15 protein-coding genes are annotated in these 17,004 nt (G+C 68.0%); 9 read left to right on the top strand and 6 right to left on the bottom strand.

Features of this window, described 5'->3' with window-relative positions; translation table 11 throughout:
- Positions 1-71: 71 nt before the first annotated feature.
- Positions 72-4,373, bottom strand: coding sequence for an ATP-dependent RNA helicase HrpA (gene hrpA / locus IBX18_RS24690; RefSeq protein ID WP_194835884.1), 4,302 nt, complete (start codon positions 4,371-4,373; stop codon positions 72-74).
- A gap of 127 nt (positions 4,374-4,500) precedes the next feature.
- On the opposite strand from hrpA, the gene IBX18_RS24685 reads away from it, so the two are divergent.
- Positions 4,501-5,127, top strand: a complete 627-nt coding sequence (locus IBX18_RS24685) for a Pr6Pr family membrane protein (protein ID WP_194835883.1) — start codon at positions 4,501-4,503, stop codon at positions 5,125-5,127.
- A gap of 157 nt (positions 5,128-5,284) precedes the next feature.
- Complete coding sequence (locus tag IBX18_RS24680) at positions 5,285-6,508, top strand: aspartate aminotransferase family protein (RefSeq protein ID WP_194835882.1); 1,224 nt, start codon at positions 5,285-5,287, stop codon at positions 6,506-6,508.
- Between the two features lie 12 nt (positions 6,509-6,520).
- On the opposite strand, the gene IBX18_RS24675 is transcribed toward IBX18_RS24680, so the two are convergent.
- Positions 6,521-7,036: a GNAT family N-acetyltransferase gene (locus IBX18_RS24675; protein WP_194835881.1), complete on the bottom strand. Its 516-nt coding sequence runs from the start codon at positions 7,034-7,036 to the stop codon at positions 6,521-6,523.
- A 127-nt stretch (positions 7,037-7,163) separates the two neighbouring features.
- On the opposite strand from IBX18_RS24675, the gene IBX18_RS24670 reads away from it, so the two are divergent.
- Positions 7,164-8,795, top strand: a complete 1,632-nt coding sequence (locus tag IBX18_RS24670) for an acyl-CoA synthetase (RefSeq protein ID WP_194836012.1) — start codon at positions 7,164-7,166, stop codon at positions 8,793-8,795.
- 3 nt (positions 8,796-8,798) lie between these two features.
- On the opposite strand, the gene IBX18_RS24665 is transcribed toward IBX18_RS24670, so the two are convergent.
- Positions 8,799-9,521: an SDR family NAD(P)-dependent oxidoreductase gene (locus tag IBX18_RS24665; protein WP_194835880.1), complete on the bottom strand. Its 723-nt coding sequence runs from the start codon at positions 9,519-9,521 to the stop codon at positions 8,799-8,801.
- Positions 9,522-9,813: 292 nt separating this feature from the next.
- Here IBX18_RS24665 and IBX18_RS24660 point away from each other — a divergent pair, with 292 nt between their 5' ends.
- The 4 genes from IBX18_RS24660 (at position 9,814) to IBX18_RS24645 (ending at position 13,208) form a co-directional block, all read left to right on the top strand.
- Positions 9,814-10,851, top strand: coding sequence for an AraC family transcriptional regulator (locus tag IBX18_RS24660; RefSeq protein ID WP_194835879.1), 1,038 nt, complete (start codon positions 9,814-9,816; stop codon positions 10,849-10,851).
- Between the two features lie 90 nt (positions 10,852-10,941).
- A complete protein-coding gene (locus IBX18_RS24655; protein ID WP_194835878.1) occupies positions 10,942-11,670 on the top strand; it encodes a DUF5134 domain-containing protein in 729 nt (242 codons plus the stop codon).
- Between the two features lie 181 nt (positions 11,671-11,851).
- Positions 11,852-12,490, top strand: coding sequence for an ECF RNA polymerase sigma factor SigK (gene sigK / locus IBX18_RS24650; protein WP_306796388.1), 639 nt, complete (start codon positions 11,852-11,854; stop codon positions 12,488-12,490).
- Entirely contained in the window at positions 12,480-13,208 is a 729-nt protein-coding gene (locus tag IBX18_RS24645) for an anti-sigma factor (RefSeq protein ID WP_194835876.1), read from the top strand. Before sigK ends, IBX18_RS24645 begins: the two co-directional genes overlap by 11 nt.
- Before the next feature lie 58 nt (positions 13,209-13,266).
- Here the strand turns inward: IBX18_RS24645 and IBX18_RS24640 are convergent, their stop codons facing one another.
- The 3 genes from IBX18_RS24640 to IBX18_RS24630 all read right to left on the bottom strand — a co-directional run bounded on the left by IBX18_RS24640 (position 13,267) and on the right by IBX18_RS24630 (position 15,304).
- Complete coding sequence (locus IBX18_RS24640) at positions 13,267-13,941, bottom strand: PhzF family phenazine biosynthesis protein (protein ID WP_194835875.1); 675 nt, start codon at positions 13,939-13,941, stop codon at positions 13,267-13,269.
- Positions 13,942-14,089: 148 nt separating this feature from the next.
- Positions 14,090-14,629 carry a carboxymuconolactone decarboxylase family protein gene (locus tag IBX18_RS24635; protein WP_194835874.1) on the bottom strand — a complete coding sequence of 180 codons (540 nt, stop codon included), beginning with the start codon at positions 14,627-14,629 and terminating at the stop codon, positions 14,090-14,092.
- 87 nt (positions 14,630-14,716) lie between these two features.
- A complete protein-coding gene (locus tag IBX18_RS24630) occupies positions 14,717-15,304 on the bottom strand; it encodes a peroxiredoxin (protein ID WP_107658151.1) in 588 nt (195 codons plus the stop codon).
- 123 nt (positions 15,305-15,427) lie between these two features.
- Between IBX18_RS24630 and IBX18_RS24625 the strand changes: the two genes are divergently transcribed.
- Complete coding sequence (locus tag IBX18_RS24625) at positions 15,428-16,336, top strand: hydrogen peroxide-inducible genes activator (protein ID WP_194835873.1); 909 nt, start codon at positions 15,428-15,430, stop codon at positions 16,334-16,336.
- Between the two features lie 205 nt (positions 16,337-16,541).
- Positions 16,542-17,003: a gamma-glutamylcyclotransferase family protein gene (locus IBX18_RS43475; protein WP_194835872.1), complete on the top strand. Its 462-nt coding sequence runs from the start codon at positions 16,542-16,544 to the stop codon at positions 17,001-17,003.
- Position 17,004 lies beyond the last annotated feature (1 nt).

Here is a 17,004-nt window from a genome sequence, read left to right as displayed (position 1 = left end):
GCGTCTGCTGCTTCATGGTCGGCGACCAGGTTGCCGCGATGCGAGGCGGCAAGCAGGTATGCGAGGTTCGGCTACCGGCGGATGGCGGCGATCGCCTTCTCGATGCGCTTGGCGGAGACCGGATATGGCGTGCCGAGCTTCTGGGCGAACAGGCTGATCCGGAACTCCTCGATCATCCACCAGATCTCGGTGACGGCCGGTGCGTGCCGCCGGTTCTCCGGTAGCGAGTTGACCAGCCGGTCGTAGGCGGTGAGGGCGCGGTCCAGTTCGATCATGCCTTGCCGGTCGCGAACAGCGGAGCCGGGTAGCGCCTCCAGCCGGACGACGGCGGCTTTCAGGTAGCGGGGGAGTTCGCGCAGCCGGGCGCTGCCCCATTCGGAGATGAAACCGGGGAAGGCCAGGTTGTCGAGTTGGTCGCGGACGTCGTCGGCGATGTCGCGTTCGGAGGTCTGCGCCAGCGCCACCGAAACCCGGTGTGCCTCGGCCAGAATCGGCACCACCAGGCGGACGAGTCGCGCTACCGCGGTGACGAAGTCGGGGCGGATCTTCGCCACCAGTGCCGCGAAGTCATCCGGATTGTGCACCGGTCCGCCCGCGGCGGCGATGAGCTCGTCGGCGGCCGCGGCCCGGCAGTCCTCGACCAGCGCCTCCAGCGATCCGTACGGATTCTGGCTCAGCGCAAGGCGTTCCGTCGGGCGCAGGCTCGAGGTGACGGTGCGCACGGAGGTCGGCAGCGCGTTCAGGACGAGCGCACGGGTGCCTGCGCGCATCGCGGCGGCTTGCGCGGCGGGGGAGCTGAGCACCCGGACCGCCACACCCTCGCCCTCGGGCACCAACGCGGGATAGCCGGTGACGGTCTGCCCGGCCACCTCACGGCGAACCGTCGGCTCGACCGTGCCCAGCGATTCCGACGTCCACACCGCAGCGGGCGCTCGTTCGGCACCGGCCGTCGCGCGGGCAACCGAGGCGGAAACCTGTTCGGCCAGCTGTGTTTTCAGCGCAGGCAGACTCTTGTTGCGGGCCAGCACCTTGCCTTCGCTGTCGACCGCCGCGAAGGTCATGCGCAGATGATCCGGCAGCGCGGCGGTATCGAGGTCGGTCGGGTCGATGGTGATCGCGCCGAGCCGTGACAGCTCCCGCGCCAACCCGATACGCAACGGTTCGGCGCGCGGGGTGAGCGCGGCCAGTGCCCGCGCCGCGAAGTCCGGCGCCGGAACCACGCTGCGCCGCAACGCTTTCGGCAGTGTCTTGATCAGTGCCGCGGCCAGTTCGTCGCGCATGCCCGGCACCAGCCAGTCGAAGCCGACGGCCCGCACGTGCGCCAGTTGCTCGACCGGGATCCGTACAGTGACACCGTCTTCCTCGTTACCCGGCTCGAACTGATAGGTGAGCGGAAAACTGAGCTCGCCCTGCCGCCAGGCATCGGGGAAGGCGGCCGGATCCAGCGCCGCGGTGCCCGCGTTGACCACGGTCGACGTCGAGAAGTCCAGCAGCGCGGGGTCTTTGCGGCGCGCGGACTTCCACCAGCTGTCGAAATGCCGCACGGAGACGATGTCGGCGGGCAGGCGCTTGTCGTAGAACTCGAACAGCACCTCGTCGTCGACCAGGATGTCGCGGCGGCGGGCGCGGTGCTCCAGATCGGCGACGTCGTCGATCAATTCGCGGTTGCGGTGGAAGAACTCGTGGCGGGTCTGCCATTCGCCCTGCACCAGTGCGTGTCTGATGAACAGCTCGCGCGAGAGCTCCGGATCGATCCGGCCGTAATCCACCTGCCTGCCGGTCACCAGCGGTATCCCGTACAGCGTGACGCGCTCGTAGGCGCTGGCCGCGCCGCGCTTGGACGACCAATGCGGTTCGGAGTAGGTGCGTTTCACCAGATCGCCCGCGAGCCGCTCGGCCCACTCCGGCTCGACCTTGGCGGCCATCCGCCCCCACAGCCGCGATGTCTCGACCAGCTCCGCGGCCATCACCCAGCGCGGCGGTTTCTTCGCGAGCGAGGAGCCGGGGAAGATCATGAACTTTGCATTGCGCGCGCCGAGGAACTCTCGCGTCTCCGCTTCGCGCAGCCCGATATGGGACAGCATGCCCGCCAGCAGAGCCTGATGGATGCCGGTGGCATCCCACGGCATGTCATCGGAGTCGAGCGAGGAACCGTTGGCAGCCTGCGGCGCACCGCCGCGCCGTCCCCGCTGCCCGCCACCGGTCGCGGAATCGGTCCGGCCGTCCCGAGAATTATTGGCGTCCTGCCGGTTCGAGCCCCCTGCGCTGGGGCGTTCATCGCCTTGACGGCCGTCGGCGGATTGCGCAGAAGCTTTGCCGCCCGACCGCCTACGCCGCGTACCCGCCTCGGCCTGCTGCCGCACGCCGGACTGCCCGCCTGGTGATCCTTCTGCGTCCTGACCGCCCTTGCCGCGGCCTCGCCCGCGTCGCGAGCTGCCCGCGGCAGATTCGCCCTCCGCCTCGGCGCGCTCCGACGTGTCGGCCGACCACCCGAGCCCCTTCGTGATGGTGCGCAACTGCCCGTGCAGGTCCTGCCACTCCCTGATCCGCAGGTAATGCAGGAACTCCTCCCGGCACATCCGCCGGAACTGGTTGGACGACAACGACTTCCGCTGCTCGGTCAGATAGTCCCAGAGTCGCAGGTAGGCAAGGAAATCCGAGCCCTCGACGACGAACCGCGCATGCTTGAGGTCAGCGGCTTGCTGATTATCGGCGGGCCGCTCGCGAACGTCCTGAATCGACAGTGCCGCAACGATGATCAGCACCTCCGCCAGGCAGCCGTTGCTGTGCGCCTCCACCAGCATCCGCGCCATCCGCGGATCGACCGGCAGCTGCGCCATGTCGCGCCCGATCGGGGTGAGCGTCAATCCGTAGTCATCGGTGCGGGTTTCGGCCGCGTCTTTCGAGTCGGAGGTCCGCCGCCCCAGCGCACCGAGCTCCTCCAGCAGCGCGATGCCGTCCCGAATCGCTCGTTTGTCCGGCGCCTCCACGAACGGGAAGTTCTCGATATCGCCGAGCCCGAGCGCGGTCATCTGCAGGATGACGGCGGCCAGGTTGGTGCGCAGGATCTCCGGTTCGGTGAACGCGGGCCGGGACTCGAAATCCTCCTCGGAGTAGAGCCGGATGCAGATGCCGTCGGCGACGCGGCCACAGCGTCCGGCGCGCTGCCGGGCCGAAGCCTGGGAGACCGGTTCGATCGGCAGTCGCTGCACCTTCGTGCGCATCGAGTAGCGCGAGATGCGCGCGGTGCCGGGGTCGATCACATACCGGATGCCGGGGACGGTGAGCGAGGTCTCCGCGACATTGGTGGCCAGCACCACGCGGCGGCCGGGGTGCGGCGCGAACACCCGGTGCTGTTCGGCCGTGGACAGCCGAGCGTAGAGCGGCAGGATCTCGGTGCGCGGCAGCTTCAGATCGCGCAAAGCGTCTGCGGTGTCCCGGATTTCGCGTTCGCCGGAGAGGAACACCAGCACGTCCCCGTCGCCCTCGGCGAACAGTTCGCTGACCGCGTCGCCGATGGCGTCCACCGGGTCGCGGTCGACCACCCGGGTGTCCTCGTCGTCTTCGTCGTCGGCGCCGGGCAGTTCCAGCGACAGCGGGCGATAGCGCAACTCCACCGGATAGGACCGGCCGGACACCTCGACAATCGGTGCGGGAGCGCCGTTCTCGTCGGCGAAATGCCGGGCGAACAGTTCCGGGTCGATGGTCGCCGAGGTGATGATCACCTTCAGGTCGGGTCGGCGTGGCAGCAGCTGTTTGAGGTAGCCGAGCAGGAAGTCGATATTGAGGCTGCGTTCGTGCGCCTCGTCGATGATGATCGTGTCGTAGCGGCGCAGCAGCCGGTCGCGCTGGATCTCGGCGAGCAGGATGCCGTCGGTCATCAGCTTGATCAGCGTGCGGTCCGAGGCGTGATCGGTGAAGCGGACTGTGTAACCGACGACGTCGCCCAGTTCGGTGCCGAGTTCCTCGGCGATGCGCTCGGCGACGGTGCGCGCGGCCAGCCTGCGCGGCTGGGTGTGGCCGATGGTGCCGCGGATGCCGCGCCCGAGCTCCAGGCAGATCTTCGGGATCTGGGTGGTCTTGCCGGAGCCGGTCTCGCCGGCCACGATCACCACCTGATGCGCGGCGATGGCGGCGGCGATGTCCTCGCGGCGCTGGGTGACCGGCAGTTGCTCGGGGTAGCGGATCTCCGGTACGGCGGCGCGGCGCGCGTCGATGCGGAGCTCGGCCGCGGCGATCTCGGCCTCGACCTCGCCGAGGTCGCCGCCGCGCGCCCGGTCGAGCCGGCGGCGCAGCCGGTATTCGTCGCGGAGGGAGAGATTCGCCAGGCGGGTGCGGAGCTCGCGGGGTCCGGTGTCAGCTGTCCTGGTCATTGCATTCATAAGCGTAGCGAAGGGCGGCAACTGGTATTTCCGTCAGGCGGTGCGGCCGGGTTGCCGACAGTGTGCGGACTGCTCGGATCTAGCACGTTAACCGGGCTTGATATGCGAGGATCGGGCAATGGACGCCGAGTCGGGCACGCCTTGGATATACCGCGGACTGCGGATCGCCTTCGGTGTGCTCGCCGCCGTCGCGCTGGCCTGGATCCCGCTGCGCAATCTGCACGAGGCCGCGTTCTCCACCGGAAACTACTTCAGCTTCTTCACCATTCAATCGAATGTGCTCGGCATGCTGGTGTTGCTGATCGGCGGACTGCGTGACCCGCAGGGGCGCCGCTGGGAGGTGCTGCGCGGGGCCTGCGCGCTGTATCTGCTCATCACCGGCGTGGTCTACGCGGTGCTGCTGTCCAATATCGACGTGATGCTCACCGATCGCTGGATCAACGACATCCTGCATCGCGTGCTGCCGATCGTGCTGGTCGCCGACTGGGTGCTCGTCCCGGCCCGCGAGCGGCTCGCCCTGTCGCCGCGGCTCGTCCTGCTGTGGCTGATCTACCCGGTGGTCTATGGCGTCTACACGCTGATCCGCGGCCCGATCGTCGACTGGTATCCGTACCCGTTCCTCGATCCCCGGCAGCAGGGTTACATCTCGCTGACGATCGGCCTGATCGTCCTGCTCGGCGTCTTCACCCTGCTCGCCATCGCGATAGCGGCCGTCGGCGGGCGAGCGCGGCTCCGAACGCCGTGAGTCGGGTCGGCCGCGGTCGAACGTGGTAATGGCCATAGGGTCGAGGTGCAGTGATCGTGAATTTCCCTGGTTGACCGGGTTGTCTCCGGGTTGAGCGGCCTCGACGGGATTCGGCACGATTCGGAAGGCGACACCTCCCTCCGGTAAAGGTGGACACATGAACTCGCTATGGCATGGATTTGCCGACATGGGTGCGGTCGAGCGGGACGGCGCGTTCGTCGTCGCCCGTGGCGAGGGCGCCTACATCTACGACGCCGACGACAACCGCTACCTGGACGCGACGGCCGGGCTCTGGTTCACCAATGTCGGCCACGGCCGCGGCGAGATCGCCGACGCGGTCGCCGCGCAACTGCGCCGGGTCGCGCACTACTCCAACTTCGGCGACTTCACCGAACCGGCCACCCAGGAACTCGCCGAGCGGTTGTCCGCGATGGCGCCGGTGCCCGGTAGCAAGATCTTCTTCACCTCCGGCGGCTCGGACTCGGTGGACACCGCGGCCAAGCTCGCCCGCCGCTACTGGCACGAGCTCGGCAGGCCGGACAAGACGATCGTGGTCGGGCGCAGCAAGGCCTATCACGGCATGCATGTCGCGGGCACCGCGCTGGCGGGCATCCCGGCCAACCGCGAGGGCTACGGCGAGCTGATGTCCGACGCGCGCACCGTCGACTGGGACGACGCCAAGTCGCTGCTCGCGTTGATCGAAGAGATCGGCGCCGAACGCATCGCCGCGTTCTTCTGCGAACCCATCATCGGCGCGGGCGGCATCTACCTGCCGCCGACCGGCTACCTCGCCGAGGTGCGCCGCATCTGCCGCGACAACGACATCCTCTTCGTCACCGACGAGGTCGTCACCGGCTTCGGCCGGATCGGCGGATCCTGGTTCGCCTCCTCGCGCTTCGACCTGCAACCGGACCTGATGACCACCGCCAAGGGCCTCACCTCCGGCTACGTCCCGATGGGTGCCGTGTTCATCGCACCGCACATCGCCGAACCGTTCTTCGCGGGCGGCGTCTGGTGGCGGCACGGCTACACCTACGGCGGGCACGCGGGCGCCGCCGCGGCCGCGCTGGCCAACCTGGACATCATCGAGCGGGAGAACCTGCTCGATGAGTCGGCTCGCCTGGAAGCCACCCTGCACGAGAAGCTCGCCCCGCTGGCCGAGCATCCGCGCGTGGCCGAGGTGCGCAGCGGGCTGGGTGCCGTGGCCGCCGTTCAGCTGGTCGATCCGGCCGAGGGGCTGCCGATGGTGAAAACCCTTCGTGCGCACGGTGTTTCCAGCCGTGCGGCCGGGCAGGGCGCGATGCAGATCTCGCCGTCGTTCGTGATGACCGATGCTCAGGTCGACGAGATGGTCGAGGGGTTCACCCGCGCCCTCGGGTGAGTGCTGGTCTCCTCAGAGCGTCCGGGTCATGAAAACGCTGAACGGGTCGAGTTCGTAATCCCCGAACGGCCCGCAGAACTCGAAACCGTGCGCGGCATAAAGCTTTTGGGCCGGGACGAAGAACTCGGGCGCACCGGTCTCCAGGCTGACCCGCCGGTACCCGCGTGCGGTGGCCTCGGCGAGCAGGTGGCGCAGCATGATCGAGGCGATGCCGCGGCGTTTGTGCGTCGCGGCGGTACGCATGGACTTGATCTCGGCGTGCTCGGGGTCGAGCTGTTTGAGGGCCGCGCAGCCGGCCAGGGTGTCGCCGTCCCATCCGCTCCAGAAGGTGATCTCCGGGCGGCGCAGCGCGTCCAGGTCGAGGGCGTGCATGCTCTCGGCGGGGGAGTGCGCGGCCATGTCGGTCAGGTGCTCGGTGAGCAGGGCTGCGATCTCCGGTCCGGAGAGGTCGTCGACCACGATGCGGAGGTCGGGCAGCGAGCCGTTAGCAGCGCCCGCGGGAGCGGACTGGTCGGTGTTGCTAGACATTTGTTCATCATGCCCGGCGGCGCACCGCGGCGATCACTCGACGGACCCCGATCGGACACGCTTTACTGAGAGGGCACTCGCCCGCACTTGCTAGACGGACCTCGCTGTCCGGCCAAGGGGTCCAATGATGAAGCTTGCCAAGGTCACCGCGCTGGCCGCGGGCGCAGCCCGCCGGGTCGCCGACGAAACCTATTACGCCTCATTGGCAGTCCGTGCCGGGCTGGTGACCCTGGAACGGCCCGACCGGCTCGCCCAGATGGGTGCGGCAGTCGTTCGGTCCGGGATGCTCGGCGGGCTCGTCTCGGTCGCCGCGCTGCGCTACCGGGACCGGGCCGCGCTCATCGACGAACTGGGTTCGATCACCTTCCGCGAACTCGACGAGCGCACCAGCGCGCTGGCCAATGCCTGGCGGGCCCGCGGCCTGCGCGACGGCGAGGGCGTCGCGATCCTGGCCCGCAACCACCGCGGCTTCCACTACGCGGTCTTCGCCGCGGCCAAGTGCGGCGCCCGAATTGTGCTGCTGAACACCGATTTCGCGGGCCCCCAGCTGCGTGAGGTGGTGGCCAGGGAGGGCATCGATCTGCTGGTGTTCGATGACGAGTACACCGACATGCTCGGTGACCTCACCCCGCCGCGTGGCCGCTATCGCGCCTGGGCCGATCGGCCCGGTGTCGACACGCTGGACAACCTGATCGCCGGCGCCAGCCGTTCCGCACCGCGGCGCGCCACCACCACCGCGAAGGTCATCCTGCTGACCAGCGGAACGACCGGCACCCCGAAGGGCGCCCCGCGCGGCGAACCGACCTCGCTGGCCCCGCTCGCCGCGATCCTGGACAAGGTGCCGTTCCGGGCCCGCGAGATCACCGAATGCCCGGCGCCGCTGTTTCATACGCTGGGCTTCGCGCACCTGTTCATCGCGCTCGGCTTCGGCTCGACACTGGTGATCCGCCGCCGCTTCGACCCGCAGGCGGTGCTGGACAGCCTGCACCGCCATCGCGCCACCGCCCTCGTCGCGGTGCCGGTGATGCTGCAGCGGTTGGTCGACCTCGGTCCGGAAGCCCGTGCCGGACACGACTTCTCGGCGCTGCGCATCATCTTCGTCGCGGGCTCACAGCTGGGCGCCGAGCTGTGCACCAGGGTGACCGAGGCGTTCGGCCCGGTGGTCTACAACATGTACGGCTCCACCGAGGTGGCCTACGCGACCGTCGCCACCCCCGCCGACCTGGCGGTCGAGCCGGGCTGTGTGGGCAGCCCGGTGCCGAGTGCGACCGTGCGCATCCTCGACGAGGACGGTGCGGAGCTGCCGCCGGGGCAGACCGGCCGGATCTTCGTCGGCAACAGCTTGCAGTTCGAGGGGTACACCGGCGGCGGTGACAAGCTGCGGGTCGGCAACCTGATGTCCACCGGTGACGTCGGCCATTTCGACAGTGCGGGAAGGCTTTTCATCGATGGCCGGGACGATGACATGATCGTCTCCGGCGGCGAGAACGTCTTCCCCGGTGAGATCGAGGAACTGCTGGCCGCGCACCCGGCCGTCGCCGAGGTGAGCGCCTTCGGCGTGCCCGACGATCGATACGGGCAGCGCCTGCGCGCGGTAATCGTTGTGCGCGACGGGCATTCGCTAGACGAGGACGAGGTGCGCGAGTACGTCAAGGCGCATCTGGCGCGGTTCAAGGTACCGCGCGACGTCGTGTTCATCGATGAACTGCCGCGCAACCCGACCGGGAAGGTGCTCAAACGCGTTCTGCGCGAACTCTGATCGCTACCGGCCGTTGCGGGTGAACACCCGGCGCACCAGTCCGGGCGGCCGGAACGCGGCCCGCAGAAAGCTGGTGGGCGGCACGCTGATCAGGCCGCCACGCCCGTGCAGAACGCAGTCGACCACGGAATCGGCGACGGCCGCCGGGTCCTCCAGCGACCCCGAGGCGACGGTGCTGACAGTGACGCCCTGGCCCGACAGTTCCTGGTCCAGCGCCGCGCCGAGACCGACCACGCCGTTCTTGGTCGCGCAGTACACGGCGACACCCAGCGCCGCGGTCACCCCGCCCACCGTGCCGATGTTCACGATCTGGCCGTGTCCCTGACTGGCGAATCGTTCTGCGGCGAGCCGGGTTCCGATGATCACCGCGCGCAGGTTGATATCGATCTGCCGGTCCGATTCGGCTTCCGACTCCGCGAGAAAGGGGCCCGACGGCATCACGTCGGCGGCGTTCACCAGGACGTCGAGGCCGCCGAGTCTGCGTTCGGCGTAGGTGAGGAAGCTGCCGAAGCGGGCGCTGTCGGTGACGTCGAGGGCCAGTCCGACGACGGTGCCGTCGCGGGATCTGCCGAGTTGGTCGGCGACCGCCCGCACCGCGCCGACGTCCACGTCGCCGATGACGATATCGGCGCCCTCGGCCAGGAACGCCATCGCTGTCTCGCGGCCGATGCCGTGCGCGCCCCCGGTGATCGCGATCCGTTTGCCAGTGAGCGTCTTCCGAGACATATGGTTTCGCCTGCCTTCGTCTCTGTACCACGCTAGAGGGTCGCTGGGCGGTGCTCCATGCGATATCGGGTCAGCACTTTGCACAATCCGGCCAGGGCGAATAGGGTCGATCGCCAGTCGCGTGGCAGGTTTGCTGTCCATCGCGACTTCGGCCAAGAACATTGCGGATTGTGGCCATGACGAACCGGTCGGACGGTTTGCTCGGGCGGCCGAACCGCATTGGGAGAGCAGAACATACGATCTCCGGCCAGAAACCTTGCGCAAATCGGCCACGACAGGCAACGATGGACACGTGGCCTCATGGGAGTGGCGGCGGTCGGTAACAAACGCGGCGATCCTCGTCGAACTCGGGGACGATCACGGGCTCACCCAGGATCAGTGCCTACGCGGCACAGACGTCGATCCTCGGCTGCTGAAAACGCCCGGTGGCGAGATCACCGCGGCGCAGGAACTCGCCATCGTCGGCAATCTCGTCACGCTGCTGGACGATCCGCCGGGTCTCGGCGTCGAAGCGGGCACGCGCACGCACCTCACCACCCACGGCGTACTCGCCTTGGCGGTGCTCAGCAGCCCGACCATGCGCCAGGCCATCGATGTCGCCATGCGCTACTTCAGCCTGATGACCTCGTTCGCCCGCGCCTGGCACATCTACCGAGACGACGAGATTCTGCTCTACGGCGACGACCGCGACCTGCCCGGCGAGCTGCGCGCGTTCCTTGCCGAACGCGATGTTTCTGCGCTGCTGACCAATTGGTTCATGGTGTTCGGCGTGCCGCCGCCGGTGGTCCGCGTCGAGATCGCGGGCGGGCTGCGGCCGCGGCTGGCACCGCTGTTCGACAGCTTCGAGATTCCGAGCAGTGAATCCGCGGAACTGCAGCTCGCGGTGTTCGACGCCACCGGGATCGATGAGCCGATGCCGCAGGCCAGTCCGCTCACCGCGCAGCTGTTCGAGGAGCAATGCGACGATCTGCTGCAGCGTCGCGGACTGCGCCAGGGCGTGGCGGGCACGGTGCGGGAAATGTTGATGCACCGGATGAACAGCAGGCTCAGCCAGGAGGACGTCGCGGCCGGGCTGCACATGAGTCTGCGCACGATGCGCCGGCGGTTGGCCGAGGAGGGCACCTCCTATCGGCAGCTCTGCGCGGAAACGTTCGGCACGCTCGCCGAGGAACTGCTCGCCACCGGGTTGACCGTGGAGGACGTCGCGTATCGGATGGGATATTCGGGCGCGCCGAGCTTTTCGAATGCGTTCAAGCAGTGGCGCGGGGTGTCGCCGGGGCGATTCGCTCGTTCGACGGTCGACCGGTACCGGCAGTCCGTGCCGCGCTGAAGTCGCGGCGGCCGTCCTTAAAAGGGCACCCTGATCGATCTCGGGTGCGACCATGGAATGGGCAGGTCCACGGTCGCCGTAGGAGGGGTGGTGGATGTGGCTCAGTTCGTGCAGGAGTACGCCGCGTTGCGGTGGTCGGTGGTGGCGGCGTTTCTGCTCGCGGTGGCGATCGTGCTCGGGCGGTTGGCTGCGCCTGTGCCACTGGTCGCGGGTAGGGATGCCGCGGGCGCTGTTCTCGTTCCGGTGGCCGAACTTGACCGGCGGCAACGTGATTCGACGCGTAAGGCAGAGTCCGTACCGACCGGTGGGTATCATGAATCCGATGCCGCGCACCTGATCATGTGCTTGGTGATGCTCGCAATGCTGGTGTTCCCGGCAGGCGCCAGTCCGGTCGCGGTGCGCGGCGTGCTCACCGCGATGACCGTGGTATTCGCCATCCTGCTGACGAGCCGAATTCTGGAGTGGCGCAGCGCGCCTCGCGCGACCCCGTTGGACCGGTTGGTGCCGCTGGGTTACCACACGGTAACCGCCGCCGCCATGCTGTACGCCATGTCCGGGCACGCGGTGCCGGGCCACACCGACGGCCCCGCCATGATTCCGGCGCTCGGGCTCGCCGCACTGTTCGCCGCGGACGCGCTGTTGGTCATCCTCGCCGTCGGCCGCCCCCTCGCCGACACGCCGGGCCACCTGGGCATTCTGCTGCGCTCCGGTGGGTGTGTCGCGGCACTGACCGGGCCGAGGCAACGTTCGGCGGTGGTGCCGCACGTGGTGATGGATCTCGGCACCGCCTACATGCTCATCGCGGCTGTTTCGAGTTGACTGGTGCCGCAGACCAATCCGCGCGCCATCCCATACCGAACCCCTGTCTATGCGGGCAGATTCGGTCATCGATGAGGTAGCGAACGAATCAGGTGCCGACGTGCGGTGTGCACCCGACAGGTGCGGGGGAGGGGCGGGTAATGACCGCGTTCTCTCCGCTGTACACCGGGTCGGTGCTCTCGTGCTGGACGACGCGGACAGCCACTCGTTATGCGGATGCCCGACGCCCGCCGCGTTCGACCGACAGCGATCGGCGCTGTCCGGTCGCACCCTCGTCGCACTGCTCGCCGCGATCGGCGACGGAGATCGCGTTGCCTTCACCGAGTTCTACCGGCTCACCAGTCCGCGGGTCTTCGGGCTCGCCACCCGCATCCTGCGCAGCCGGGCCGCGGCGGAGGAAGTCAGCCAGGAGGTGTACCTCCAGGTGTGGTCGACCGCCGATCGCTACGAGTCGGCACTGGCCAGTCCGATCGGCTGGCTCATGATGCTCGCGCACCGGCGCGCCGTCGACCGGGTGCGCGCCGAAGCCGCCTGCGCGGTCCGGGAATCGGCCTACGCGCACTCACACGGCGGCCGCGACCATGATGTCGTCGCCGAATCGGTGACGCAGCACATGGACGAACAGGAGGTCCTCGGCTGCCTCGCCGCGCTCACCGCGACGCAGCGCGAGGCGATCACGCTCGCCTACTACACCGGGCGGACGTACCGTGAAGTCGCAGACCACCTATCGGTGCCGCTGCCGACCGTCAAAACCCGCATCCGTGACGGGCTGAAGAGACTGGAGAGCTGCTTGTCCGGAGAATGCGCCGATGGCCGATAACCCGCCACGATCGGACGCGGAACTGCTCGATCTGGCGTACCCGTGCGCGTTGGACGCCGTCGGCGAGATCGAACGCCGGCGCATCGAAGAGCGGCTGGCCGCCGCCGATCCCGCTGTGCGGCAAGAGTTCTCGGACACGGTGCGGCGGTTGCGCGAAGTGATGGCGCAGGTGGCCGCGCTCGACGCCCAGGCCCCGCCGCCCGAACTGGAGGCGCGGATTCTGGCGGCACTGCCCGACGACGGGCGCGCCAGGCTCCCGTCCGCCTGGCAGCGGCGCATGCGCTGGGTGGCGCCGGCGGCCGCGGCGGCCTGCCTGGTGATCGGCGGGAGCGTGATCGCCGACCGGATCAGCAGTCCGCCCGATGGGGTGCCGACCGCGGAGCGGATACATCGGCAGCCGGACTCGCGCACGCTGACCAAACCGGTGGTCGGCGGCGGCACGGTCATGGTGGAGTTCTCCGCCCAGCAGCGGCTCGCGGTCGTCGCGTTCACCGGAGTGGCCGAGCCGCCGTCCGGGCGGGTGTATCAGGTGTGGTTGGTGCCCGTTGGGGAAAAGCCGAGGCCGCGGTCGGCGGGGGTGCTCGTCGAATTGCCTTCGACGGCAAGGCCATTCGTGACGACGTTCGATCCCGGGGAGACGCTGGCAGTCAGTGTCGAACCCTCCGGTGGATCGGTGGCGCCGACCAGTCCACCTATCGCCGGTGTGCCGTTGGTCTGAGGTTTCGGACTGTATGCGGCTGCGCCGTAAACGATTCCGACTTACTCGAGGTCGACGGTCAGATCTCCACGGACTGGTCGGCGACTACGCGTCCACCGAGGCGGACCCAACCATCGGAGTCCCAGGCGGTGAACAGCTGTGATCCCTTGCCCTGGGTGATGACCAGACCGCGGCGCAGCAGTGCGGTGATGGCGACGGCGGCGGCACCGGTCGCCTCATCCTCGGCAATTCCCAAGGTGGGGGCGAACATTCGCGAGCGGAGGGCGCCGCGGTTCTCGTCGGTCCAGGCCCAGAAGTAGTGCGGGCCGCCGGTGAAGTCGTCGGGGCGCAGGTTCGCCAGTTCGTCGAGGTCGGCGATCTGGTGGAAGGTGAAGTCGGGCGCCCATTCGCCGCGGGCGGTGATCCAGGTGAGGCCCTCGGTCAGCTCGATCGCCACCGGGCCCGCGGGCACGCTGAGCCGGCGTACGGGTACGCCGCGTTCCGCGAACCACCATGCGGTGCCGACCGAGGGGTGTCCGGCGAACGGAAGCTCCATGGTCGGGGTGTAGATCCGTACCCGCGCGACCTCGTCGACCGGGTCCTCGACCACGACGGTCTCGCTGTAGCCCGCTTTGGTCGCGAGGGCCTGCCGGTCGGCTTCGGCCACGTCCGCTGCCCGCGCGACGCCCAGCTCGTTGCCGAATCGTCCGGCGGCGTCGGTGAACACCCGCACCACGTCAACCTGTGTGCCCATGTTTTCGACCCTACTAGTCCCGTCCGACACTGAGCTGTCGCGTAGCCCACACCGGCTGTTCATCGAGCTGTCGTCGCAGGTCAGGTAGAGACGAAAGAAGCCGCCGACGGTTCATTGGCTGAACCGTCGGCGGCTTCGGATCGAGTGCTCAGACCGTGGCGGCGGCAAGCGTTTCGGTCGACTGCACAGCCTGGCCGACACCGGCGACGATCGCGGCCGCGCGCAGCGACTCGAAGATCACCTCACGAGACACGCTCGCCTCACGCAGCGTGTGCTCGTGCGCCTCCAGGCAGTGCTGGCAGCCGTTGATCGACGAGACCGCGAACGACCACAGCTCGAAGTCGGCCTTGTCGACCCCCGGGGTACCGATGATCTGCATGCGCAGACCGGCCCGCAGGTCGTCGTAGCGGCCACCGAGGAACGCCTTGCCCCGGTAGAACACATTGTTCATGCCCATGATCGAGGCGGCGCCGAGTGCGGCGTTGTACGCCTGCTCGGACAGCACATCCGCGGCCTCCTCGGCGATCTCACGCAGCGTGGTCGCCGATTGGGTCGCGGCCGCCGACGCCAGCAGCGTGCCCCACAGCTGCTGCTCGTTCAGCACCGTGGTGCGGGCCAGCGAGGACAGATTGAGCTTGAGGTCCTTGGCGTACTCGGGGAGGGAGTTCTTCAGGTTCTCAATGCTCATACGTTGCTTCCTCGGTTCGGATCATCCCCGCGTGAACGGGGAACAGTGCATGGGATTTCGTACATGGATCGTGCGTTGCGACTCGACTCAGACGCTGGCCGCGAGCAGCTCGCCTGCGTTGATGGTCGGGTCGCCCTTCTTCCAGTTGCAGGCGCACAGCTCGTCGGACTGCAGCGCGTCGAGCACCCGCAGCACCTCGTCGACATTGCGGCCGACCGAACCCGCGGTGACCGAGACGAACTGCACCTCGTTGTTCGGGTCGACGATGAAGGTGGCCCGGTCGGCAACGCCGTCGGCGTTGAGAACGCCGGTGGCAGCGGCCAATTCGCGCTTCAGGTCGGACAGGATCGGGAACGGCAGGGTCTTCAGGTCCTCGTGCTGGGCGCGCCACTGGAAGTGCACGAACTCGTTGTCGACCGAGGCGCCGAGCACCTGCGCGTCGCGGTCCGCGAATTCCTCGTTGAGCTTGCCGAATGCGGCGATCTCGGTCGGGCAGACGAAGGTGAAGTCCTTGGGCCAGAAGAAGACGATCCGCCACTTGCCCGCGTGATCGTCGCTGGTGATCTGGGTGAAGTAGTCGTCAGGCTGCTGAGCGTCGACCTTGGACAGATCACCACCGATGACAGCGGTGAGGTTGTATGCCGGGAATTGGTCGCCGATGGTCAGCAAGGCCATGCCTAATCTCCTCGTTCTGGTGGGTTTGCTAGCACTGTGCAGAAAAGCAGAAAAGCTCCCTTTCGATCTTGCCCGACGGGCTGATGAAAGGTAAAGGTGATCAGTCGCACTACACTGATAGCCGTGACCGATCAGACTTATCAGCCGACCCTGTCACAGCTGCGTGCGTTCGTGGCGGTCGCGGAATATCGCCATTTCGGCACTGCCGCAGCGCGGCTCAGTGTGAGCCAGCCCACGCTATCGCAGGCGCTCGCGGCACTTGAACACGGGCTCGGACTGCAACTGATCGAGCGCAGTACGCGGCGGGTGCTCGTCACCGCCGCGGGCATGCGGTTGCTGCCCAAAGCGATGGCGACGCTCGAGGCGGCCGATCGTTTCGTCGCGTCGGCGACCGGCGACGGTCTCGGCGGCACACTGCGAATGGGGATAATTCCGACAGTTGCCCCATATGTGCTGCCCGCCCTTTTGCCCGAGTTGCAGAAGAAGTTGCCCGCGTTGCATCCGCAGGTGATCGAGGACCAGACCGCGCGGCTGCTGGACGGGCTGCGCACCGGCGTGCTCGATGTCGCGTTGCTCGCGCTGCCGACCGACGTTCCGGGGTTGATCGAGATCCCGTTGTACACCGAGGAATTCGTGCTGGTGACGCCACGCGGGCACGAACTGGCCGGCCGCACCGACCTAGCCCCCGCCGTCCTCGACTCGCTGCCCCTGCTGCTGCTCGACGAGGGCCACTGCCTGCGCGACCAAGCCCTGGACCTGTGCCGCTCCGCCGAAGTCCATCCGGCCGCCGTCGGCGATACCCGCGCCGCCTCCTTGGCGACCGTAGTGCAGTGTGTCGCAGGCGGTCTCGGCGTTACCCTCATCCCGGAGATGGCCGTCGCCTCCGAAACCGCCCGCGGCACCCTCGGCACCGCCCACTTCGCCACGCCCGCACCTGGGCGCACCATCGGTCTCGCGTATCGCACTTCGACCGCCCGCGCGGAAGACTATGAATACCTTGCCGCCATTATTCGGACGATGCGGCCGGTGTAGCGGTCGAAGGTGTTCGGCGGCAGTCGGTTTCGAATCTGGTGGCTAGGTGGCAACATGCGAATGCGCCCGCGACCCGGGAGGCCGGCTGAGACCTAGGAGGGCGGCTTCGACTTAGAAGGGCGGCTGCGACTCAGGAGGCGGCTTCGAACCAGGAGGGCGCCCGCGACCTACGACGGGCACGCACAGTGAGCCGGATGTCGCGGATATGAGAGGGATGCGGATGGACTCGTTACCACCAAATGCCAGCCGGCTTGCTCAACACGCTGGACAGCAGCACGAGTTGTTCGTCTACGGAACGCTCCAATTTCCAGAGGTACTAGAGGTCCTGATCGGTCGCGTCCCACCACTGCAACCCGCCACCGCACCAGGCTGGCGAGTCGCAACCCTCACCGACCGCCTATATCCCGGCCTGGTCCCAGCCCCGAACGGCCTCGCCCACGGCACCGTACTCAGCGGTCTCACCGCAGCGGAGTGGGAAATCCTCGACGCCTTCGAAGACACCGAATACGACCTCCGCACAATCCAGTTAGCCGACTCCACCGCCCCGGTCTGGACCTATATCTGGACATCCACTGTCACCCAAAACGATTGGCACCCCCAACCCTTCGCCACCACCCACCTAACCCAATTTGCAGCCCACTGCCTCGAATGGCGCCAACAGCTATAGC

Source organism: Nocardia sp. XZ_19_369 (assembly GCF_015355715.1).
Taxonomy (GTDB): domain Bacteria; phylum Actinomycetota; class Actinomycetes; order Mycobacteriales; family Mycobacteriaceae; genus Nocardia.
Note: the sequence above shows the minus strand (reverse complement) of the source record. Positions and strands in the feature narration are given on the sequence as shown.